The following is a 21,750-nucleotide window of genomic DNA, read 5'->3' on the forward strand; positions in this document are numbered from 1 at the left end:
CGCTATAATCGCGTCCATGATGACTGCCTTGCTCGGTGGCTTGAGCCCCACCCGTTTCCTGCGCGATGTCTGGCACAAGCGCCCGCTCCTGATCCGCAACGCCGTACCCGGCTTCACCGGCCTCCTGTCTCCCGACGAGATGCGGCAACTGGCCACCCGCGACGATGTGGAATCGCGATTGGTCCAGGGCAGCGGCACGCACTGGCAGTTCGACCATGGCCCGTTCAGCAAACGCGATTTCAAGCGCCTGCCCAAGACCGACTGGACGCTGCTGGTACAGTCGCTCAATCACCTCCTGCCCGCAGCTGACGCCTTGCTGGCATGCTTCAACTTCATCCCGCATGCCCGCCTCGACGACCTGATGGTGAGCTACGCCGTGTCCGGCGGCAGCGTGGGGCCGCATTTCGATTCCTACGACGTCTTCCTGCTGCANGGGCAAGGCCACCGCCGTTGGCGGATCAGCACGCAGTCCGACCTGACGATCCTGGACGACGTGCCGCTGAAAATCCTCCGGCGTTTCGAGGCGGAAGACGAATGGGTGCTCGGCCCCGGCGACATGCTCTATCTGCCGCCGCATGTCGCGCATTACGGCGTCGCCGAGGACGAATGCATGACCTATTCGATCGGCTTTCGCGCACCCACCACCGAAGAAATGGCCCACGGCTTTCTGATGCATCTGCAGGACACGATCGCGCTTGAGGGCCGTTATGCCGACCCCGATCTGCGCCTGCAAGCCCATCCCGGTGAAATCGGCCGCGCGATGCTGAGCCAGATCGAGGACATGATCGCCAAAATCAAATGGAGCAAGCGCGACATCGCCGAGTTCGCCGGGCGCTACCTGTCCGAACCCAAGCCGAATGTNTTTTTCGATGCGCCGGACACGCCGCTCAACCGGAGCGCCTTCAACAAATATACGAACAAGCATGGCGTCACGCTCAATCCCAAATCGCGTCTGCTGTTTACCGGAAAGCGCTTTTTCATCAACGGCGAGGCTTTCACGCCTGCAGCAGGCGAGACCGCCGCACTGAAGCAACTGGCCGACCAGCGCCATCTCGCGCCGCCCGTGCCTGCNCCCCTGCGCGAGCGTTTGTACGACTGGTATGAAGCCGGCTGGCTGGAGACCGACACCCCATGAACGCCTTTGAAACCCCTGCCGAATTCCGTGCCGCATTCGACACGCTGGTGGCTGCAACGCACCGCCAGTTGCGCGTGTACGACCATGACCTGAGCCTGCTGGACCTCGACGACGCATCACGGCTCGCCACATTGCGCGCACTCTGCGTGGCAGGCGGCGGACGCCGCATCGAACTGCTGCTCGACGACATCAGCCGCGTCGCTCGCGACCATCCTCGCCTGATGTTGCTGTTGCGGGATTTCGGCCATGTCCTCGAAATCCGCCAGGCCGATCCCGACGCACCCCGTCCCGATCAGGCGTTTGTACTGGCTGACCGCCACGGTGTGCTGCTCCGTGCCGACAAGACTGCGGTGCACGGTACGCTGCATGGAGACGATCCCGGCCACGCGACAGCGCTGCACCAAAGCTTCGAAGACATGTGGCAACGTTCGCCGGCCAGCGTGTCGGCGACGACGCTCGGCTTGTAAGCTAGAGTCCGCTCAGCCAGTCCAGTTCGGATTCACTGAAGCCAGCCTGGCGACGCGCCGCCAGATTGAATGGCGGCTTCAGGGGCGGCGCGCCGTAATCGACCAGCAACTGCCGAAATGTCGTATCCGGCTGCAGGCCACGTGCCGCGCACAGCCAGTCGAACCAGCGGCTGCCGATGGCGACATGGCTGATCTCGTCGCGCTCGATGACAGCGAGAATCTCGACCATGCGCGTGTCGTGCGCGGCCTTCAGCTTGTCGACGATCAACGGCGTGGCATCGAGCCCGCGTGCCTCCAGCACGCGCGGCACCAGTGCCATGCGCACCAGCGGATCGTGTGCGGTTTTCAGTGCCATGTCCCACAGGCCGTTATGCGCCGGGAAATCCCCGTAGGCAAACCCCAGCGTTGCCAGATGCGCACTCAACAGTTCGAAATGCAGCGCTTCCTCGTCCGCAACCGAAAGCCAGTCGGCGTAATACGTCGGCGGCATGCCGGCAAAGCGGTGCGCCGCATCGAGCGCCAGATTGATGGCATTGAATTCGATATGCGCCAGCGCATGGATGAGCGCCGCCCGGCCGGTCAGCGTGTCGGTACGGCGCCGCGGCACCTGGTGCGGCGCGACCCGCTCGGGTTTGTCAGGCTGTCCGGGCTGGTCGATGGGAACGCGTAACGCGCCGGCCGCAAGATCGATCCGGCCCGCCCGCCAGTCGGCCCACAACGCGTGCACACAGCATGTTTTGTCCGCCGGCAGGCGGGCGTGCAGACACGCGGCCACACGCCGAGGCAACGAATCTAGCGCCGATCCACCCACCGGATGCCCATCAGCGCGATGGTCAGGAAAATCAGCAAGGGCAGAATCGATACCACGACAACCGGCCAGTCGTTCAGCAAACCGAGATGGCCGAACAATCGGCTCAGCAGATGAAAACCGAGTCCAGCCAGAATCCCGATGAAAATCTTGCTGCTGGTACCGCCGGAACGCGGCCCCTGGATCGCAAACGGCATGGCGATCAGCATCATGATCGGGATGACGAAGGGCCCGACGAACTTCGACCACAAGGCCAGTTCATAGCGCGTGGCCTTCTGGCCGTTTTCCTTGAGATGCGCAACATAGCGCCACAGGGTACGTGCCGACATCTGTTCCGGTGCGATCAGCAACACGCTGAGGATGTCCGGGGTGAGCACCGACTGCCAGTTCAGGTGCGCATTCCGGATCGCATGAATACCGTCGGCGTCGAACCGGGTTTCCACTACCTGCTGCAGATCCCAGGTCTGGCCGCCGCGCCAGTGGGCCTCCTGGGCCGCACGGATCCAGCCGAGGCGACCGTCTGCGTCGAAGCCGTAAATCTCGATATCGCGCAAGGTGTTGTCCGGCATCACTTCGCGCACATTGATGAACGCGCTGCGATCCTTGACCCACAGGCCGGAACGGAACTGCTGTGCCACGACGGAATGGGTGGCCAGCAATTTGTAGCGTTGCGCCGCCTGCTCCGACCACGGCGCGACATACTCGCCAATGACCAGCACCAGCAGCGACAGCAGCACGCCGATTGCGCTGAAATAACCGGCTACACGCCAGTTGGAGAGGCCCGATACGCGCATCACCGCATATTCGGAATTGCCCACCAGGCGCGACAACGTGAACAGGGTACCAATCAACGCAGCCACCGGCAGGATTTCATACAGATGCCCGGGAACGTTGAGCATCACCACCACAGCCGCCTGGCCGAGACCATAATTGTTGCGGCCCAGCGCACCCAGTTCCTGGATCACGTCGAAAAACGCAAACAGCACCAGGAGCGCCAGCAACACGAAGGCCGAGGCAAGCAGGACCTGCCCGCCCAGGTAGCGCGCGAGCAGCCTCATGCACGCCTCCCGCGTGGCGCAAATTGACGGGTTCGCAGCCAGAACAGAGCGGCCACGGCGAACAGCATCACCAGATGCGATGCCACCATCCCCCAGGGGTTGAGTTTGTCCTGGGCCACCCAGGCCTGCGTCAGGACAGCAGATTGTTGTAGACGAAGTACAGCAGCAACGCGGTCATCAGCCCGTAGGAACGGCGTGCCCGCGTGTTGACGAAACTGAGCGGAATGGCCATGACGGCAAGGATGAGTGCAGACACGGGCACCCCTACCCGCCACAGCAGTTCGGCCCGCGCCGGTGGCGTCTTGTCGGCCAGCAATTCGTTCAGGGGCGCCTGGCGGATGCCGGTTTCCTTGCCGTTCACGGGAACCGGGTCGAGCCGCATCCAGTAGCGCTCGAATTGCACAATGCGGTAATCGAGTTTGCCGGGCGTTCCCTCATATCGGCGTCCATCCTTGAATACCAGATAACGTGAACCGTCAGGCATTTCCGTGTGACTCCCCTCGCGCGCCACCACTAGGCCGAGCTGGCCGTCGATGCGCGACTGCATGAAGACGTTGCGCACAATGCCGGTCAGCGGATTCAGCGACTCCACGTAATAAACGCGCTGGCCGGCGGTGGATTCGGCGAACATGCCGGGGGCGATCAGCGAACTTTCGCTGCGACTGCGCAGGTCCTGGCGATACTCAATTTTTTGGTCTGTGCCCAGGGATTGATCACCAGCGTAATCAACAGGATGACCAGCGAGAACGGCACGGCGAACGCCAGCACCGGCCGCATCCATTGCGTCAGCGACAGGCCTGCATTGAACCAGATCACCATTTCGCTGTCCCGCCACATACGCGACAAGGGCAGCAGCACACCGGCAAACAGGGCGATCGTCATCAATACCGGCAGGAAGAACAGCAGCGAAAAGCCGAGAAAGGAAAAAACCGCCTCGTTGGCAAGTTCGCCGCGCGCCACGTCGCCGAGCAGGCGGATGAACAACACGACCAGCGCGATCGCGACCAGCACCGTCAGCACGGCGCCGGTGGTGAGCGCCATCTCACGGGTCAGCGCGCGGCGATAGAGCATGGGGATGGCCGGAAACCGTTCACAAAATGAACGGGCTTTTGACATTCCACCGCGCCCGCGCCAATAATCGCCCAATGGGCAACGCCGAATTTCGGCGCGACACTCCAACTGGCTACGCCTGACGGCGGCGCAGGGACAAATTGTATTTTTGAGCACGGACATGGAAAACAAGGAAATCGAACTCGAATTTAGCATAAAAAGCGGCGCCCCCGAAAAACAGCGCACGGCCTGCGTCGTCGTCGGCGTGTTCGAAAGCCGCAAACTGTCGGGACCGGGTATCGACGTCGACCGTGCCAGCGACGGCTATCTGTCGGACATCCTGCGCGGCGGCGACATGGAAGGCAAGGCCGGCAGCACGCTGCTGCTGCACCGGGTGCCCAACATCCTGGCCGACCGTGTCCTGCTGGTCGGACTCGGCAAGGAACGCGACTTCCATGANAAAGGCTACCGCGAAGCCATCGCCTGCGCGGTGCGAACGCTACGCGATACCGGTTCGATGGAAGCCACCATCACGCTCAGCGAAATCCCGGTGAAGAAACGCGACGTCACCTGGAACGTCGAACAGGCCGTGGTCAGCGCCCACGATGCCTTGTATCGCTTCGATCACATGAAGAGCAAGTCCAGCGAGACGCGCCGCCCACTCAAACGCGTCATTTTTGCCGTGTCGCGGCGCGGCGAGTTGAAATACGGCGAGACCGGGCTTGCGCGCGGGCTGGCCATCGCCCACGGCATCGGCCTGGCCAAGGATCTTGGCAATACACCTTCCAATATCTGCACGCCGGAATATCTGGCCGGCGAGGCGAAGAAGATGGCGAAAGCCCACGGTTTCGGCTGCGAGATTCTCGATTATGCCGCCTGCGAAAAACTGGGCATGGGCTCCTTCCTGTCGGTCGGCAAGGGCAGCGACAAACCGCCGCGTTTCATCGTGCTGAAACACGAAGGCGGTGCCAAGGGCGACAGGCCCGTAGTACTGGTCGGCAAGGCAGTCACCTTCGACGCCGGCGGCATTTCGCTCAAACCNCCCGCCGAGATGGATGAGATGAACTACGACATGAGTGGTGGCGGCGCAGTCATCGGCGCCTTCCGCGCCATCGGCGAACTAGGCCTGCCACTCAACGTCGTCGGCCTCATCCCGGCCTGCGAAAACATGCCGGATGCAAACGCCAACAAACCCGGCGACATCGTCACCTCAATGTCCGGCCAAACCATCGAAATCCTCAACACCGATGCCGAAGGCCGCCTGATCCTGTGCGATGCGCTGACCTATGCCGAACGCTTCGAACCCGACGCCGTGGTCGACCTGGCCACGCTCACCGGTGCCTGCGTAATCGCCTTGGGCGCGCACCCCAGCGCGCTCTACAGCAACCACGACCCGCTGGCGCGCGAAATCGAGCACGCCGCCGACCATGCCTGGGACCGCGTCTGGCGCATGCCGCTATGGGACGACTATCAAGAGCAACTGAAGAGCAGCCTGGCCGACATGGCCAACATCGGCGGCCGCCCGGCCGGCTCGATCACCGCAGCCTGCTTCCTGTCGCGCTTCACCAAGAAATATCACTGGGCGCACCTCGACATCGCTGGCACCGCCTACAAGGGCGGCCGTGANAAAGGCTCGACCGGACGGCCGGTGTCGCTGCTGGTGCATTTCCTTCTGAACCGCGCCCAGAAATAAGCTGCCCGCAGTGACCGAAATCACCTTCTACACGTTTGCCGACAACCCCCTCGGCGTCGCCCGCCGCGTCGCCACCAAGGCGCTCGGCCAGGGCAGGCAGGTGATGATCTACGCGCCGGACGCGGCGGTGGCCGATGCTATCGACCGCCTGTTATGGACGACGCCTGCGCTAGGATTTGTGCCGCACTGCCGCGACAGCGACGCGTTGGCCAGCGAAACGCCGATACTGATTGGCACCGACGCCGCTGCCTTGCGCCAGGCAGACGTGATGATCAACCTGCATCACGAACAGCCTCCCGCCTTTGCCCGTTTCGAACGGCTGGTCGAAATCGTCGGTCAGGACGAAAGCGGACGCGAACAGGGCCGCGCCCGTTACCGTTTCTATCAGACACGCGGCTATGCCTTGAAAACACACGACCTGCGTCAGCCCGCCGGCTAGAAGGTTCCCCATGAGCGACAGCCCCTTGTTGAACAAGATGGATGCGCTGCTGAAAAAGCATCGTGGCGCCACCGAGGGCAAAACGGCAACCGAGCCGTCAGGTCCTTGCGCACAGGCTACGCCACCCGATGCCTGGCTGCCTGTGCTGACCCACGTGATCGAACGCGGAACGCCGCCCGCACCGCCGGAACATGCCGCCCCGCCTGCCAGCCCTCCTCGCACCTGCCCCACCGCTCATTCAAGCCGAAGCGCCCGCCCCCGCTCCCCGCCTTCTGCTGTAAGTGACACGCTGGCCGAGCAATTGATGAGCGAACTGGCGCCCCGCCTGTCCGAGGTCATGGAGAAACAGGTCGCCGCCGAACTGCGCAAGAACCTCGACCAGACCGTGTCGAGCCTGCTCAGCCAGCTCGACGTCAACGTCCGGGAAATCGTGCGTGACGCCGTCGCCGAGAAACTCAAGCAGCCGCGCGACCCATCGAGCTGATAACCCATCGCCCATTGCGTCGTTGGAATTAATCCCGGGCGGTCGTAACTTGTCCCAAGGCTTTTTGGGATAATCACGCCTTTGCCCGCACGCCATGGAACTCGCCAAATCCTTCGAACCGGCCGATATCGAAAAACGCTGGTACGCCCAGTGGGAAAGCGCCGGCTATTTCAAGGCCGGCGACACGCCCGACGCTCCCGCCTACTGCATCATGCTGCCGCCGCCCAATGTCACCGGCACGCTGCACATGGGCCATGCTTTCCAGCACACTCTGATGGACGCCCTCACCCGCTACCACCGTATGGCGGGCGACAATACCCTGTGGCAGCCTGGCACCGACCATGCAGGCATCGCCACGCAGATCGTCGTGGAGCGCCAGCTCGATGCGCAGAACATCTCGCGCCATGACCTCGGACGCGAAAAATTCCTCGAAAAAGTCTGGGAATGGAAAGCACATTCCGGCTCCACCATCACGCGGCAAATGCGCCGGCTCGGCACCAGCCCGGACTGGAGCCGCGAGCGCTTCACCATGGATGCCGGGCTGTCGAAGGCGGTCACCGAAGTCTTCGTGCGGCTCTATCGTGAAGGCCTGATCTACCGCGGCAAGCGGCTGGTGAACTGGGATCCGGTACTCGGCACGGCGGTGTCCGACCTTGAGGTCGTCAGCACCGAGGAAGACGGCTTCATCTGGGAAATCAACTATCCGCTGGAAGATGGCAGCGGTCACCTGACCGTGGCCACCACCCGCCCCGAAACCCTGCTCGGCGACACCGCCGTCGCCGTCCATCCCGAGGATGCGCGCTACGCGCACCTGATCGGCAAGCACGTCCGCCTGCCGATCGCCGAACGCAGCATCCCCGTCATCGCGGACGAATACGTCGACCGCGAATTCGGCACCGGCGTGGTCAAAATCACCCCTGCGCACGATTTCAACGACTGGCAGGTGGGCCAACGCCACAAGCTGGTGGCAATCAGCGTGCTGACGCTCGACGCCAAGATGAACGAACTATGCCCCGCCGAATACCAGGGGCTCGACCGCTACGACGCACGCCAGAAACTGCTCGACGAACTGCAGGANAAAGGCCTGCTGGTCTCGGCCAAACCGCACAAACTGATGATTCCGCGCGGCGACCGCACCCATGCAGTGATTGAACCGATGCTCACCGACCAGTGGTTCATGAGCATGGAAGGCTTGGCCAAGCAAGGGCTCGCCGCGGTCGATTCCGGCGAACTGAAATTCGTGCCGGAGAACTGGACCACCACTTACCGGCAGTGGCTGGAGAACATCCAGGACTGGTGCGTCTCGCGCCAATTATGGTGGGGCCATCGCATCCCGGCGTGGTATGACACCGACGGCAATTTCTACGTCGCGCACACAGAAGAAGAAGCAAGGAAACAGGCNGGGGGGCGCGAACTGACGCAGGATAACGACGTGCTCGATACGTGGTTCTCAAGCGCGCTGTGGCCCTTCTCGACACTGGGTTGGCCCGAGCAGACGCCGGAACTCGAGCGCTACCTGCCGACTTCGGTTCTGGTCACCGGCTTCGACATCATCTTCTTCTGGGTTGCCCGCATGGTGATGATGTCGAAGCATCTCACCGGCAAGGTGCCGTTCCGCGAGGTCTACGTCACGGGTCTGGTGCGTGACTCCGAAGGCCAGAAAATGAGCAAATCGAAGGGCAACGTGCTCGACCCGATCGACCTCATCGACGGCATTGCGGTCAACGACCTCGTCGCCAAGCGCACCCAGGGACTGATGAATCCCAGGCAAGCCGCCAGCATCGAGAAGCGCACCCGCAAAGAGTTTCCCGACGGCATCGCCGCCTATGGCACCGACGCCCTGCGCTTCACGTTTGCTTCACTCGCCACCCATGGGCGCGACATCAAGTTCGACCTGCAGCGCGCCGAGGGCTATCGCAACTTCTGCAACAAGCTGTGGAACGCCACCCGTTTCGCGCTGATGAACCTGGAAGGCCACGACTGCGGGCAGGACACCAGCCAGCCGATGCTTTTCTCGGATGCCGATCGCTGGATCGCCTCACGCCTGCAACAGGCCATCGGCGACGTGCGCGAAGCCTTCGCCGCCTACCGCTTCGACCAGGCCGCGCGGGCAGTCTACGAATTCGTGTGGGACGAATACTGCGACTGGTATCTCGAACTCGCCAAGGTGCAGTTGAACACCGGCACACCCGAGCAGCAGCGCGCCACGCGCCGCACCCTGGCCACCGTGCTCGAAACCACGCTACGGCTCGCCCACCCCATCATCCCCTTCATCACCGAGGAGCTGTGGCAGAAAGTCGCGCCGCTGGCTGGCGTGAGCGGCGACAGCATCATGCTGGCAGCCTATCCACAGGCCAACGAGGAGCAACGCTACCCCGACAGCGTCGCGCGGATTCAATTGCTGAAGGAACTGGTAAACGCCTGCCGCACCCTGCGCGGCGAAATGAACCTGTCACCCGCCCAGCGCGTGCCGCTGGTGATCGAGGGCGATGCTGGCGTGATCAACGCGCTGGCGCCCTACATTGTTGCGCTGGGCAAACTTAGCGAAGTCAGCGCGGTGACCACGCTGCCGGAAGCCGACGCCCCGGTCGCGCTGGTCGGCGACATGCGGATGATGCTGGTGGTGGAAATCGACAAGGACGAAGAACGCGCCCGCCTCGCCAAGGAAATCGCCCGTATCCAGGGCGAAATCAAGAAAGCCGAAACCAAGCTCGCCAACCCCAGCTTCGTCGACAAGGCCCCCGCTGCCGTGGTGCAGCAGGAGCAGGCCCGGCTGGCCGACTTTACGGCCATGTTGCAGACGCTGGAGGCGCAGCATGCGCGGCTAAATTGATCGCTTACAGCGACGCCGAAATAAAAAAGCGCGGTTATCCGCGCTTTTTATTTCTTAATTTTCCCACACCTCACGCTGTCTTAAACCCGCATAAAAGCCGGGGTCGAGACCCCGGCTTTGATCAACCTTACCAACTGCTGAGGATTACATCTTCCAGCTGTATTGGATACCCAAGGAGTTCTGATACATCTGGATCTTGTCTGTACCACCAGCACCCAATCCATCCGGACCCGTCACATCATTCTTGAAGGCATGCATATAAGCCATGGTCAACTCGTTGCCCGATGCCAGCGTGTAGGTAAAGCCCAAGGTCATATGGTCTTTGACTACGCCCGGAGCCAAGATGTTGAACATCGCGTCACGTGCCTGGATCGGATTGTCGCCATGGTTATAGCCTGCACGCAACGTCATCTGCTGGCTGTACTTGTATTCGACACCCAGTTTCCACACATTAATGTCCTGCCAGCCAAATCCAGGGCCATTATCTGTGCCGAGCGGGAACGCATTGTTGCTGGGGTTCGCAATGGAATTCACGCTGGCATAGTTGATACGCTGGTAATCCAATGCCAGCTTGACTAAGGGCGTTGCATCCCAAGCCACACCGAGGTTGTAATTCTCAGGAATGTCAAAGCCACCTTGCTCAGCAAACAATCCTTTGTACTTGGAAAACTCATCGAATTTCATCTTGGACGCATAGGCAGCACCAATGGTCACAGTTGGGGACAGCTTACCCATATAACCAATCCGTACGCCATAACCAAACGAGTCATCGTAACCGCGGTTGGTAAGATTGGTCGAATCAGATGACATGCCTGAAAATGCTTGCAGGCCTTCAGCCTTGAAACGCTGATAGCCAATCAATGGAGAAATACCGATCGAGTGGTTTGGAGCAAGTTTATAGGCAGCAGTGGGGGCAACGATCAATTGCATCAAATCGACACCTAGCTTACCAGAACCGCAAAGAAGGTTAGCCGGCCCACCACCGCAGTTGATCTGACCACCTGAATAATTTGTATTCATCCCACCATTGCCATACACCGTCACGCCAAGCGCTAGGTCAGGGGTATACATATGGTTGTAGCCGAACTCCGGAATCAGGAAGTACTTGGAATCGCTGTCAGCCGAGCCATCCAAACCAGCAGACCCCGTACGACTGGCTTCACGCCGTGGGCTGAACAGATCCACACCCAGGTCGAGACGGTTGCCTACGAACGCCATCGAAGCCGGGTTGTTCGCGCCGCCGAAGGCGTCGTCGGACATGGCCGTGGCTGCGCCGCCCATACCTTTGGCCTTCATGCCGTAACCGTGCGAAAAATAGCCATTGGTGGCATAGGCGCTGCCGGCCAGACCGGCCAAAGCCATGAATGCGAATACGCGGGTGAACTTCATTATTGTCTCCTAGGGGCAAAGTTATTACGGATCAGCCTATTGAATGGCCTGACTTGAAGGCTACGCGTGCACCAGGGCTTAGACAAGCCAGCCAGCGCAGCCCACTGAACAATCTGTATCGAATGTGGTACAAAGACACATAAAAAAGAGCCGAACGAATTCGGCTCTTTTTCATCATGCGGGAATCTGCTTCAGCGACTGTTCTTAAATGAACAAACAGATGTCGGTTTCGCCGGCAAACTCGAAGAAGGTCGCCGCACCGCCGTACTCAAGGCCATCGATGAAATCGGAATGTTCGAAGCCGAACAGTTCGACGGTCATCTGGCAGGCGATGAACTTGACTTCAGCTTCCTGGCATAATTCGCGCAGGTCAGGGATGGTCGCCACGCCGTTGTTGGCGATGGTCTGCTTCATCAGGGCCGTCGCCACGTTTTCATAGCCGGGGATGAGCGACTGGATGGCATTGGGCATGTTCCAGTTGATGCTCTTGAACCATTTCGGACCAAAGGGCATTTTCATCGGCATGCCGGGGTTGCCCAAGGGGCTCACTTTCAGGACAGACAGATCCTTGCGGACGAGCTGGAGGCCGTAGAAGGTGAAGAAAATCTGGGTTTCGTAGCCCAGTGCAGCCGCCGTCGAGGCCAGGATGAACGGGGNGTAAGCCCAGTCCAGCGTGCCCTTGGTGGCGATGATGGCCATTTNTTTGGTATCCATGCTCTCTCTCCTGTTTCGTTAAAAAACAGCGCCGTATGTTCTTCTTCAGGAACAGTTGGCGCCGGTTAGGTTTCTTTTATTATTTTTCTTCATGAAGAAGGTGAACTCGCCACCTGCCTCGGCAGTGGACAGGAGTTCGTTGCCGGTCTGTTTGGCGAAAGCGGCGAAGTCCTTGACCGAACCCGGGTCGGTCGACAGGATTTTCAGTACTTGTCCGCTGGCGACTTCGGCCAGGGCTTTCTTGGCACGCAGGATGGGCAGGGGACAGTTCAGACCACGTGCATCGAGTTCTTTATCGAAATTCATGTTGTTCTCCTAACATTAAATCCATTAAATCGGCATGTACTAAAAAACGCTGCGGTACCTTAAACCAGAAGTTCCCCTATTGCAACCGAAATTGCTGCGCAATAGGCAAATCAGGCCATTCTTAAATGTTCGACTGACGCGGCTGACTCAGCGCATTGCCCGAACGTGCCCACGCCATGATTCCACCGGCCAGGTTGTGCATGTTGTTATAGCCCTTTGAGGCCATGAATGCACACGCCTGTGCCGAGCGTGCGCCCGAGCGGCAGTAGATCACCACCGGCTTATCCTGCGGAATGTCGGCCGCGCGCAACGGGAGCAGATGCAGCGGGATGTGAATGGCACCATCGATCACGCCTTGCGCCACTTCGGCCTCGGTACGCACGTCGATCAGATGCGCGCCCTTGGTGGCGATTTCGGCCACGTAGGCGACATCGACTTCCTTGAATCCTGACAGTCCGAACATAGATGTCATACTCCTGCAATGGAATAAATTAGAACTTTCTAATATAACCCAAAGCCAATGCCAAGCCAAGCATGCACTCGGTCGCGTTGCGGGAATTCATTCAGCAGCGCTGGGCACCGTGATACAGATTCACGACATGACGGGCTTCTGCGAAAAACAGCCAGCGCTCCACGGCTGCGCCTGCAATTCCCGCGCAGGCCGCGACGACAGCCGCAGCTTGCCCACCTTGCGCATTGAAGACCCATACCAGCATCAATCCGGGCAGCGCAAAGCCCAGTCCGAACACCACGATCTTGAGCAGGCCGGCCTTCTGACGTGCGATCTGGAAGCCGAACTCCTGGGTCAGAAAGGTCCCATGGGTATGTCCGGTATCGAGCAGTTTGACCTTGGCGCGTGTCAGACCGGTCGCAGTATTGATCGTGGGAGTAAGGCCTGGGCTGCGTATCCAGAAGTAATAAATCGCCTTCAGAACTGCGGCGATCGAGACGATCAGTGCCGACATTGCGATGTAGGGCAGGGTGTCGAGCCCCGCCACGACAGCACCAAGCAGCAGCAGCAGGCTGCCGCTGGCGTAGCCGAGCGCTAGGTAATTGGCTGGCACCAGCGGGGTGTTCCACTGGCGGATGGTTTTCAGGCAAGCGTAGATCATGCCGGTGGAAAACACCGTGATCCAGGCCAGCACGGCCGACAGAAACCCAAAGGTTTCACGCAGCCACTGCGGCGCCTCGAACCAGATACTGGCCAGGTAAACCAGTGCCAGCGGCATGAACACCACGGCAAATACGCCTTCGCGCGACAGCCACGAGGTACGGAAGCGGCTGAATGCACGCCAGGCATTTTTCGGGTTGGCGAGATGGAAGGTGGACGACAGCAGGCCGAACACGATCAGAGTCATCGCGACGAGACCACCAATGACAAGTTGTGCGGGTGTGAATCCGCCGCCAAGTTTGAACGTGTCTGCAATGAACAGCAGCGAGAACAGGCCGAAACCGGCGCCCGACGCCACAGTGAAGAAGATGACTGAAAATGCTGGATGCATGATGTTTTCCTAATTAATCAGTATCCAGCATTTCGGCGGAGACTAACCTTCAGGTTATGTCGGGACCAAAAAGCGGGATGCATGGATTCTCCTGGCTCTATTTATTGGGCAGCGCGGTTCAACGGCGCACCAGCTTGTTGGCGAACTGCTTGATGCTTTCCTTCAACCCACCCTTGGGCTGAGCCTCGACCGGGATCACCGGCTTGCGGCGCGGCGGCAGGTAGGTGTTGGTCGGGTTGTAGTTGAGTTCGGGCATCAGGGNGAAGCCGCCGCGCTCGCGCACGGTGCGCGATACCGCCGAATCGGGATCGTCGAAGTCGCCGAACATGCGGGCGTGCGCCGGGCAGGTCAGCACGCACGAGGGCTGGCGCTCTTCGACCGGCAGCTTCTGGTCGTAGATGCGATCGACGCACAGGGTGCACTTCTTCATCGTGCCGCTGGAGCGGTCGAGTTCGCGCGCACCGTAGGGACAGGCCCATGAGCAGTAGTTGCAGCCCATGCACTTGTCCTGGTCGATCAGCACGATGCCGTCTTCGGCGCGCTTGTACGAGGCGCCGGTCGGGCACACGGTGACGCAGTCGGCGTCCTCGCAATGCATGCACGACATCGGGAAATTGACGGTCTTGTTGTTCGGATACTCGTCCATCTCGTAATGGCGGATCCGGTTGAACCACACACCCGACGGCTCGGCGCCGTAGGGCTGGTAGTCGGACAACGGGCCGATGGTGCCAGAGGCATTCCATTCCTTGCAGGCGATGGCGCAGGCATGACAGCCCACGCACACGTCGAGGTCGATGACCAATCCAAGTCTCATTTTGTGCTCGCTTTATATATACAGGTGCTGCTCGGTTCTGCTGTTCAGTTCTTTTCGTGGCTGCGCGCGTCGTACCGCAGCACGTCGGGGCGCTCGTAACGCTCGTCGCCCGGCAGCGGCTTCAGCTCGTCGAACTGCGGCCAGGAGCCGGTCTCGCCCGGCGCGGCTTTCCATATCTTCACCCGCAGGTCGAACCAGGCAGCCTGACCGGTGACCGGGTCGGAGTTGGTGACGCGGCGCTCGCCCGCCTTTTCAGGCAGAAGCTCGGAAATCAGGTGGTTGAGCAGGAAGCCCTTGGTCGCTTCCGATGCGTTTTCCTTCAGACCCCAGGCGCCCTTCTGCTTGCCGATGGCGTTCCAGGTCCAGATGGTGTTCTCCTGGGTGCCTTCCATGGTCTTGACCTGGCAGCGGATCTTGCCGTTGTGCGACTCGACCCAGATCCAGTCGAAGTCCTTGATGCCCATTTCGGCCGCCTTGCGCGCGTTCATGTACATGTAGTTCTGCGCCATGATCTGACGCAGCCACACGTTCTGCGAATCCCACGAGTGGTACATGAACATGGGACGCTGGGTCAGCGCGAAGAAGGGGTACTCGTTCGCGTCGACGCGCTGCTGCTCGAGCGGCTCGTACCACATCGGCAGCGGGTCGAAATACTTCACCAGACGCTCGCGGTCGACCTGATTGTTGGGCTGCGGGCCGTCGTACAGCCCCTGCCCCGCTAGGCGGAATTTCTGCAGCGGCTCGGAATAGAACTGCATGATGATGGGCTCGACCTTGCCGACGAAGCCGACGTCCGCTGCTACCTCAAGATAGTCCTTGTTGGCGTAGCGCATGTACTTCTGGTTGTCGGGCCAGTGGTGCGCGAAGAAACTCTGGTTCTCAATATATTTTCCCCACTGGTTGGGATTCGGCTCACCCTTGAGCGACTTGCTGCCGTCTTTGCCGCGCCAACCGGCGAGGAAGCCCACACCCGGCGAACGTTCGAAGTTGACGATGAAGTCGGGGTAGTCCTTGAACTTGCGCGTGCCGTCCGGCTTGGTGAAGGCCGGGAATTTCAGGCGCGAGGCGAGTTCGACCATGACCTCCTGCCACGGACGCACGTCGCGGTCGAGCTTGACCAGCGGGTAGCGGATCGCATCGGCGGCGGCATCCGGCTCCGAAATCGGCCGGTCGAGCAGCGAGATGCAGTCGTGCCGCTCGAGATAGGTGGTGTCCGGCAGGATCAGGTCGGCGAAGTTGGTCATCTCCGAATGGAAGGCGTCGATCACCACCAGGAACGGAATCTTGTACTGGCCGGGCTCCTCCGGATCCTTGGCGCGCAGCATGTCCTGGATGTTGGCCGTGTTCATGGTCGAGTTCCACGCCATGTTGGCCATGAACAGGATCAGCGTGTCGAGCGCGTAGGGATCATGGTTGGTCGCGTTGGTGATCACCATGTGCATCAGGCCGTGCGACGCGATCGGCACTTCCCACGAATAGGCCTTGTCGATGCGCAGCGGGTTGCCGAATTCGTCGATCACGAGGTCTTCCGGACGCGTCGGGAAACCGAGCGGCGGGCGCGACAGCGGCGTGTTCGGCGCGTTGATGATGTCGATGTTATTTTCCGGCAGCTGGTGCGGCGGGATCGGCTTCGGATACGGCGCGCGGGCGCGGAAGTTGCCCGGCGCGTCGAGCGCGCCCAGCAGCATCTGGATCATGTGGATCGCGCGGCAGGAATGGAAGCCGTTGGAGTGGGCGGAAATGCCGCGCATCGCGTACATCGCCACCGGGCGGCCCACGACCTTGTCATGCTTGCGGCCCCACACGTCGGTCCATTCGATCGGCAGTTCGACCGTCTCCTTGAACGCCACGTGCGCCATCTCCAGCGCAATGCGCTCGATGCTCTCGGCCGGCAGGCCGCATTCCANGGCCACATTCTCCGGCGCATAGCGATCGTCGAGATAGCGCTCGACCATCAGCGACATCACGGTCTTGACGCGGCGGCCATCCGGCGCCACGTATTCGCCGAACAATGCCGGGGCGATGTCGCCGTCGATGCCGTTCCTGAAGGCTTCCTTGTCGATGTCCCAGATCAGCGGATGGTCGTTCTCGTCGCGCAGGAACAGGCCGTCGCCCTTCTGCCCCGGCGTTTGTACCACCAGCCAGGAGGCGTTGGTGTAGCGCACCAGGAATTCGTAGTCAAATTTTTCATGCTTCAGCAGCACGTGCACCATCGACATGGCCAGCAGGCCGTCCATGCCGGGCTTGATCGGCAGCCATTCGTCGGCGATCGCCGAATAGCCGGTGCGCACCGGGTTGACAGTGACGAACTTGCCGCCCTTGCGCTTGAGCTNTTCCAGGCCGATCTTGATCGGGTTGGAAGAATGGTCTTCCGCCACGCCCCACATCAGGAAGTACTTGGCGTAATCCCAGTCGGGCGCGCCGAATTCCCAGAACGAGAAACCGATGGAATAGAGACCGGCCGCCGCCATGTTCACCGAACAGAAGCCGCCGTGGGCGGACCAGTTAGNGGTACCGAACTGCTGCGCCCACAGGCCGGTCAGCGCCTGCATCTGGTCGCGGCCGGTGAAGTAGGCCAGTTTGGAGGGATCGGTCGCGCGGATTTCTTCCAGACGATCGGTCAGCACATCGAGCGCCTGATCCCAGGAAATCGGCTCGTAGATGCCTTCGCCGCGCTCGGTGCCCGGTTTGCGCATCAGGGGCTGGGTCAGCTTGGCGGTGGAATACTGCTTCATGATCCCGGCCGAACCCTTGGCGCACAGCACGCCCTGGTTGGTGGGATGATTGCGGTTGCCCTGGATGAAGCGGACCTTGTTGTCCTCCAGCGTCACCTTGATGCCGCAGCGGCAGGCACACATGTAGCAGGTGGTGTACTTGATTTCCTGTGCGTCGTGATTTTCGAGTTTGATCTTGGCGTTCATGCGGTCTCTGGATTCAAAATTGTCCCCACGGCTCCTTATTCAGGAGTCGTATTTCCCTACCCGGATATAACACTAGGTGACTGCTGGAAGCAGCGCCAGCGCATCGGCACTGGATGCTGCGGGGACGGCTATATATTAAACATTCCGAATATATTGTTATTTTGCATGCTAAGGCGTCGGGATGGCAAGCAAAATGGCTGATAGCCCTATAAGGCCAACCAATCAAAAGACCTTATTAATTAAATACTTGATCATCTTTATTTCGTCTGTTTCGCAGGGGCCTGCAACTCGGCCAGCATGGACTCGGCCACAGCCAGGGCCTCGCCTTCGTCCCACTCGGCCGGCCCGGTCAGCACGTGGCGCACCCGTCCCTCGGCATCCAGCACAAACGTGGTGGGCAGGGCGAACACCTTCCAGCGCCGCGTGTTGCTGCTGTCAGTGTCGAGCAGAACAGGAAACCCAGCTTCATTTTCGACAGATAGGCGTTCACCTCGTCCGGCGTTTCTGCGCTGGAAATCGCGACGATCTCCAGCGGCCGCCCCGCCATTTTGGTGCGCAGACGCTCCAGCGACGGCATTTCGCGCTGGCAGGGCGGACACCCCGTGGCCCAGAAGTTGAGCAGCACCACCTTGCCACGGTAATCGGCCAGGGTTCTGGGTGTCCCCGCCAGATCGTGCGCCTTCAACTCCGGCGCCGGCGAGGCGGCACGCGTCTCGAAGCCGGCCGCGCCGGCACCGGTGATCCACAACAGGCCGACGGCCAGACCAGTCAGTATTCTTCTCACTTGCATCCCCACGTTTCAAGTTGGTGCAGCAGCATGGCGTCCATGCGGCGGCTTTCGGCTATTTCAAAATCGGTCGGCGTTTCGCGCGCCCAGTAGCCTTCACGCAGATTCTCCAGAATCGCGTCGCTCACGGTCGCGCCATGTCCCGCCAGGTGGTCCAGCAGACCCGGCAGCCACGGCGTGGCGGCCGAACGGCGCGGCTGCAGCACGCGTACGCGCACACCGGAGAGATCGCCCAGGTCGAGATAAGCCGGCTCGTCCAAAGGCTCCGCCGTCGTATAGAGATTCGGATGCATCAGCACCACGCAGAGCCGGCTCCGCCGTTCCGCCTCAAGCAAGGCAGCCGCCCGCAGCACCGGCACGGCCGCACGCGCCACCGCAAAAACCACCACCTGTTTGCTGCTCGCCTGCGCGGCCCGCAGCCAGGCTGCCAGATCCTGCGCCGGCAGCGCGTCCATGCTGCTCGGCAGCTGGGGCAGAAAATAGGCATTGGCGGGATCGAGCGACCAGACTTCCACGCCCTGTGCGGCCAGTTGCCGCGCCGCGACCAGCTCCGGTTCGCTCCGCCCGCGCTCGGAAGCCACCCAGAGCAGCAGGCGCTGGCCCGAGGCCGGGAAGTCCTGATAGTCCGGGATGCCGGCGTGCGCAGCGAACGCACACAGCCACAGCCCCGACAGAAACAGTCTGAAAAAACGCATACGATCACTCAAACGGCCACAATCATCCATCTTGCCGCAGTGCGCGCACTGTACAAGATGACGATCGGACTACTCGGCACCCCGGAAGGGGTCGCCTGCCAATGGCCGGAGCGCCCACCCTGCTTTTCCAGCAGCCGGATATCCTCCATGCGCATGCCGCGATCGACCGCCTTGCACATGTCGTAGATGGTCAGCAGCGCGACGCTGACACCGGTCAGGGCTTCCATCTCCACCCCGGTCTTGCCGACGGTCTCGGCTGTCACCGTGCAGGCGATCCACGACCCGTCGGCATCATGACTGAATTCGACGCCCACCTTGGTCAAGGCGATCGGATGGCAGAGCGGGATCAGTTCGGCGGTGCGCTTGGTTGCCTGGATCGCCGCGATACGGGCGATGCCAAGCACATCGCCCTTGGCTGCCTGGCCACCCAGAATGCGCGCCAGGGTATCGGGTAACATGTGGATGCGCCCGCTCGCCACTGCGATGCGGCGCGTGTCGTCCTTGTCCGCCACGTCGACCATGACGGCGCGGCCACGCTCGTCGAAATGTGTGAACTCGCTCATATCCCGGAACCTAGTAGACAATCCGCGCATCCTAATCGAAATGCTGTCGCTCGCCGTCATTCACTTCTGCTAATGCTGCGCATCCTGCTCGCGTTCATTCTGGCCATCCAGCCGGTTCTTGCTGCCGACTTGCCCGATCTGGGCGAAGTATCGCGACAGTATTTTTCCGACCAGGAGGAACAGGCGCTGGGGCGCACCATCATGCGCGACGTGTATGCCGATCCGCGCTATCTGGACGACCCCGAAATCGAGAACTACCTGAACCAGCTCGGCTACAAGCTGGTCTCGGTCAGCGCACGCAACCAGCGGACTTTCAACTTTTTCGTGGTCGACGATCCCACGATCAACGCTTTCGCCATGCCGGGCGGCAACATCGGTGTCCACACCGGTCTGCTGCTCGCGGCGCAAAGCGAATCCGAACTGGCGAGCGTGATCGCGCACGAAATCGCCCACGTCACCCAGGACCACCTCGCCCGCATGGTTGCGGCGCAAAGCCAGAGCTACTGGCCAACCATGGCCGCCCTGGCCCTGGCCCTGCTGGCCTCACGTTCCAACCCCAATGTGGCGAGCGCGGCCATCGCCTCCACCCAGGCCTATTCGATCCAGAACCAGCTCAATTACAGCCGCGACTACGAACGCGAAGCCGATCGTCTGGGCTATGACATGCTGACCAAGGCCGGCTTCGACCCGCACGCCATGAGCGAATTCTTCGAGCGCCTGCAGCGCGCCAACCGTTTCTACGACACCAGTGCACCGGCCTACCTGCGCACCCACCCGCTCACCAGCGACCGTATCGCCGACATGGAGGCGCGCAGCGAATCGGCGCCCTACCGCCAGATAGAAGACAGCCTCGACTTCCAGCTGGTGCGCGCGCGTCTGCGGGCGCGGGAGGGCACACCGGACGACGCCGTACTCGCGGCCCGCAGCACCCTGAAAGACAAACGCTACAGCAACGAGACTGCCGCCCGCTACGCGCTGATTTCCGCCCTGCTGCGCGCTCGCCAGTTCAAGGAGGCCGAAGCCGAAGTGCAAAAACTGCCCTCCGGCAAGAACACCGATCCAATGATTCTTCAACTGGCTGCTTATACCGCGCTCACAGGCGGCAACCCGAAACTTGCCGTACAACGCTACCGGGCAGCCAGCGAAGCCTACCCGGGTTACCGGCCCTCGCAATATGGCTACATCAATGCCTTGCTGACCACAGGCCAGAACCACGACGCGCTGACACGGGTCAATGGGCAGCTCGCGCTCTATCCACTCGACCGCCGTCTGTGGCGGCTCGCTGCNCAGGCCCACGCCCAACTCGGCCAGCGCTTGCTGAGCCACAGCGCCCAGGCCGAGGCCGATGCATTGAGTGGCAATCTGGTCGCTGCCATCGAACAAATCAATCTCGGCCTCAAGGCCGGAGATGGCAGTTTCCATGAAATGTCCGCAGCCGAAGCGCGGCGACGCGAATGGCAGGAGGCCGAAAAATCGCAGCGCAAAAAATAAGCTTTTGTTGCGAAACCCTTTATTTGGCGCCGCTGGTAGGAATTTACCCTGCGATTTGGCCGTAAAAATCCCGCATGGCCTTGCATGGCAAAAAGCAATTCCACTATGATTCGGTTCATCCATTATTGGATAGCGTTCACTGCACGGCACTTCCAAGCGGCAGACGCTTTCACCATCAAGTCAAAAACGAGGAGGATGACCATGCGAAAGTTGCATCAGCTAATCACGGCATGTGCTTTGGGCGCCATCACGCTGACGGGCAGCGCGCTCGCCGCCGACACCGCCAAGGAACTCACCGGCAAACAGATTGCATTCGANCGGGTCAAAGGCAACTGCCTGGCCTGCCACGGCATGCCGACCGTGCCCGATGCGGAATCCACCGGAATGTATGGCCCGCCCCTGATCGCCATGAGCGCGCGCTTCCCCGACAAAGCCAAGCTGCGTGCCCAGATCTGGGATGCGACCGTCGCCAACCCCTCCACCACCATGATTCCGTTCGGCAAGCACGGCGTGCTGACGGAAGCCGAAATCGATAAAGTGACCGACTTCATATACGGTTTGTAATTACCCGTTGCATTGTTCAATCAGGAGATATGCCCAA

The 21,750-nt window shown here is 61.0% G+C and carries 22 protein-coding genes; 8 read left to right on the forward strand and 14 right to left on the reverse strand.

Annotated elements, in window-relative coordinates:
• The first annotated feature begins 16 nt into the window (after positions 1 to 16).
• Both HZY77_RS08120 and HZY77_RS08125 read left to right on the forward strand, forming a co-directional pair.
• Positions 17 to 1,135 (forward strand): cupin domain-containing protein, encoded by a 1,119-nt coding sequence (locus HZY77_RS08120; RefSeq protein WP_296820501.1) that lies wholly within the window; start codon positions 17 to 19, stop codon positions 1,133 to 1,135.
• Positions 1,132 to 1,602, forward strand: coding sequence for a hypothetical protein (locus tag HZY77_RS08125; protein WP_296820503.1), 471 nt, complete (start codon positions 1,132 to 1,134; stop codon positions 1,600 to 1,602). The genes HZY77_RS08120 and HZY77_RS08125 overlap by 4 nt, the downstream gene beginning before the upstream one ends.
• Before the next feature lies 1 nt (position 1,603).
• On the opposite strand, the gene HZY77_RS08130 is transcribed toward HZY77_RS08125, so the two are convergent.
• The 4 genes from HZY77_RS08130 to HZY77_RS08145 all read right to left on the reverse strand — a co-directional run bounded on the left by HZY77_RS08130 (position 1,604) and on the right by HZY77_RS08145 (position 4,539).
• Positions 1,604 to 2,320 (reverse strand): ferritin-like domain-containing protein, encoded by a 717-nt coding sequence (locus HZY77_RS08130; protein WP_296820874.1) that lies wholly within the window; start codon positions 2,318 to 2,320, stop codon positions 1,604 to 1,606.
• 74 nt (positions 2,321 to 2,394) lie between these two features.
• The gene (gene lptG / locus HZY77_RS08135; protein WP_296820505.1) at positions 2,395 to 3,468 is read right to left on the reverse strand and encodes an LPS export ABC transporter permease LptG; all 1,074 of its coding nucleotides are present in this window, start codon (positions 3,466 to 3,468) and stop codon (positions 2,395 to 2,397) included.
• A 130-nt stretch (positions 3,469 to 3,598) separates the two neighbouring features.
• Positions 3,599 to 4,099, reverse strand: a complete 501-nt coding sequence (locus HZY77_RS08140; protein ID WP_296820507.1) for an LptF/LptG family permease — start codon at positions 4,097 to 4,099, stop codon at positions 3,599 to 3,601.
• 11 nt (positions 4,100 to 4,110) lie between these two features.
• Complete coding sequence (locus tag HZY77_RS08145) at positions 4,111 to 4,539, reverse strand: LptF/LptG family permease (RefSeq protein WP_296820509.1); 429 nt, start codon at positions 4,537 to 4,539, stop codon at positions 4,111 to 4,113.
• 160 nt (positions 4,540 to 4,699) lie between these two features.
• Between HZY77_RS08145 and HZY77_RS08150 the strand changes: the two genes are divergently transcribed.
• The 4 genes from HZY77_RS08150 (at position 4,700) to HZY77_RS08165 (ending at position 9,967) form a co-directional block, all read left to right on the forward strand.
• Positions 4,700 to 6,211, forward strand: coding sequence for a leucyl aminopeptidase (locus tag HZY77_RS08150; protein ID WP_296820512.1), 1,512 nt, complete (start codon positions 4,700 to 4,702; stop codon positions 6,209 to 6,211).
• Positions 6,212 to 6,221: 10 nt separating this feature from the next.
• Positions 6,222 to 6,650, forward strand: coding sequence for a DNA polymerase III subunit chi (locus HZY77_RS08155; protein ID WP_296820514.1), 429 nt, complete (start codon positions 6,222 to 6,224; stop codon positions 6,648 to 6,650).
• A gap of 10 nt (positions 6,651 to 6,660) precedes the next feature.
• Positions 6,661 to 7,134, forward strand: a complete 474-nt coding sequence (locus HZY77_RS08160) for a hypothetical protein (RefSeq protein WP_296820516.1) — start codon at positions 6,661 to 6,663, stop codon at positions 7,132 to 7,134.
• A gap of 94 nt (positions 7,135 to 7,228) precedes the next feature.
• Positions 7,229 to 9,967 carry a valine--tRNA ligase gene (locus HZY77_RS08165; protein WP_296820518.1) on the forward strand — a complete coding sequence of 913 codons (2,739 nt, stop codon included), beginning with the start codon at positions 7,229 to 7,231 and terminating at the stop codon, positions 9,965 to 9,967.
• 144 nt (positions 9,968 to 10,111) lie between these two features.
• Here the strand turns inward: HZY77_RS08165 and HZY77_RS08170 are convergent, their stop codons facing one another.
• From HZY77_RS08170 to moaC, 10 genes are all read right to left on the reverse strand, one after another.
• Positions 10,112 to 11,356 (reverse strand): outer membrane protein transport protein, encoded by a 1,245-nt coding sequence (locus HZY77_RS08170; protein ID WP_296820520.1) that lies wholly within the window; start codon positions 11,354 to 11,356, stop codon positions 10,112 to 10,114.
• 204 nt (positions 11,357 to 11,560) lie between these two features.
• A complete protein-coding gene (locus HZY77_RS08175) occupies positions 11,561 to 12,070 on the reverse strand; it encodes a DsrE/DsrF/DrsH-like family protein (protein ID WP_296820522.1) in 510 nt (169 codons plus the stop codon).
• Between the two features lie 45 nt (positions 12,071 to 12,115).
• Entirely contained in the window at positions 12,116 to 12,376 is a 261-nt protein-coding gene (locus tag HZY77_RS08180) for a sulfurtransferase TusA family protein (protein ID WP_296820525.1), read from the reverse strand.
• A 121-nt stretch (positions 12,377 to 12,497) separates the two neighbouring features.
• Positions 12,498 to 12,839: a rhodanese-like domain-containing protein gene (locus HZY77_RS08185; protein ID WP_296820528.1), complete on the reverse strand. Its 342-nt coding sequence runs from the start codon at positions 12,837 to 12,839 to the stop codon at positions 12,498 to 12,500.
• A gap of 100 nt (positions 12,840 to 12,939) precedes the next feature.
• Complete coding sequence (locus tag HZY77_RS08190; RefSeq protein ID WP_296820530.1) at positions 12,940 to 13,878, reverse strand: DmsC/YnfH family molybdoenzyme membrane anchor subunit; 939 nt, start codon at positions 13,876 to 13,878, stop codon at positions 12,940 to 12,942.
• Between the two features lie 118 nt (positions 13,879 to 13,996).
• Entirely contained in the window at positions 13,997 to 14,692 is a 696-nt protein-coding gene (locus HZY77_RS08195) for a 4Fe-4S dicluster domain-containing protein (RefSeq protein WP_296820534.1), read from the reverse strand.
• Between the two features lie 44 nt (positions 14,693 to 14,736).
• Positions 14,737 to 17,613, reverse strand: a complete 2,877-nt coding sequence (locus tag HZY77_RS08200) for a molybdopterin oxidoreductase family protein (protein WP_296820536.1) — start codon at positions 17,611 to 17,613, stop codon at positions 14,737 to 14,739.
• A 349-nt stretch (positions 17,614 to 17,962) separates the two neighbouring features.
• Positions 17,963 to 18,397 (reverse strand): TlpA disulfide reductase family protein, encoded by a 435-nt coding sequence (locus HZY77_RS08205; protein ID WP_296820538.1) that lies wholly within the window; start codon positions 18,395 to 18,397, stop codon positions 17,963 to 17,965.
• Complete coding sequence (locus HZY77_RS08210) at positions 18,394 to 19,095, reverse strand: hypothetical protein (protein ID WP_296820540.1); 702 nt, start codon at positions 19,093 to 19,095, stop codon at positions 18,394 to 18,396. Before HZY77_RS08210 ends, HZY77_RS08205 begins: the two co-directional genes overlap by 4 nt.
• 8 nt (positions 19,096 to 19,103) lie before the next feature.
• Positions 19,104 to 19,658, reverse strand: a complete 555-nt coding sequence (moaC, locus tag HZY77_RS08215; protein ID WP_296820542.1) for a cyclic pyranopterin monophosphate synthase MoaC — start codon at positions 19,656 to 19,658, stop codon at positions 19,104 to 19,106.
• A 72-nt stretch (positions 19,659 to 19,730) separates the two neighbouring features.
• On the opposite strand from moaC, the gene HZY77_RS08220 reads away from it, so the two are divergent.
• Both HZY77_RS08220 and soxX read left to right on the forward strand, forming a co-directional pair.
• Positions 19,731 to 21,149, forward strand: coding sequence for a M48 family metalloprotease (locus HZY77_RS08220; RefSeq protein ID WP_296820545.1), 1,419 nt, complete (start codon positions 19,731 to 19,733; stop codon positions 21,147 to 21,149).
• A 201-nt stretch (positions 21,150 to 21,350) separates the two neighbouring features.
• Complete coding sequence (gene soxX / locus HZY77_RS08225; RefSeq protein WP_296820547.1) at positions 21,351 to 21,713, forward strand: sulfur oxidation c-type cytochrome SoxX; 363 nt, start codon at positions 21,351 to 21,353, stop codon at positions 21,711 to 21,713.
• The last annotated feature ends 37 nt before the right edge of the window (positions 21,714 to 21,750 follow it).

This window comes from Thiobacillus sp. (assembly GCF_013693775.1).
Classification (GTDB): domain Bacteria; phylum Pseudomonadota; class Gammaproteobacteria; order Burkholderiales; family Thiobacillaceae; genus Thiobacillus.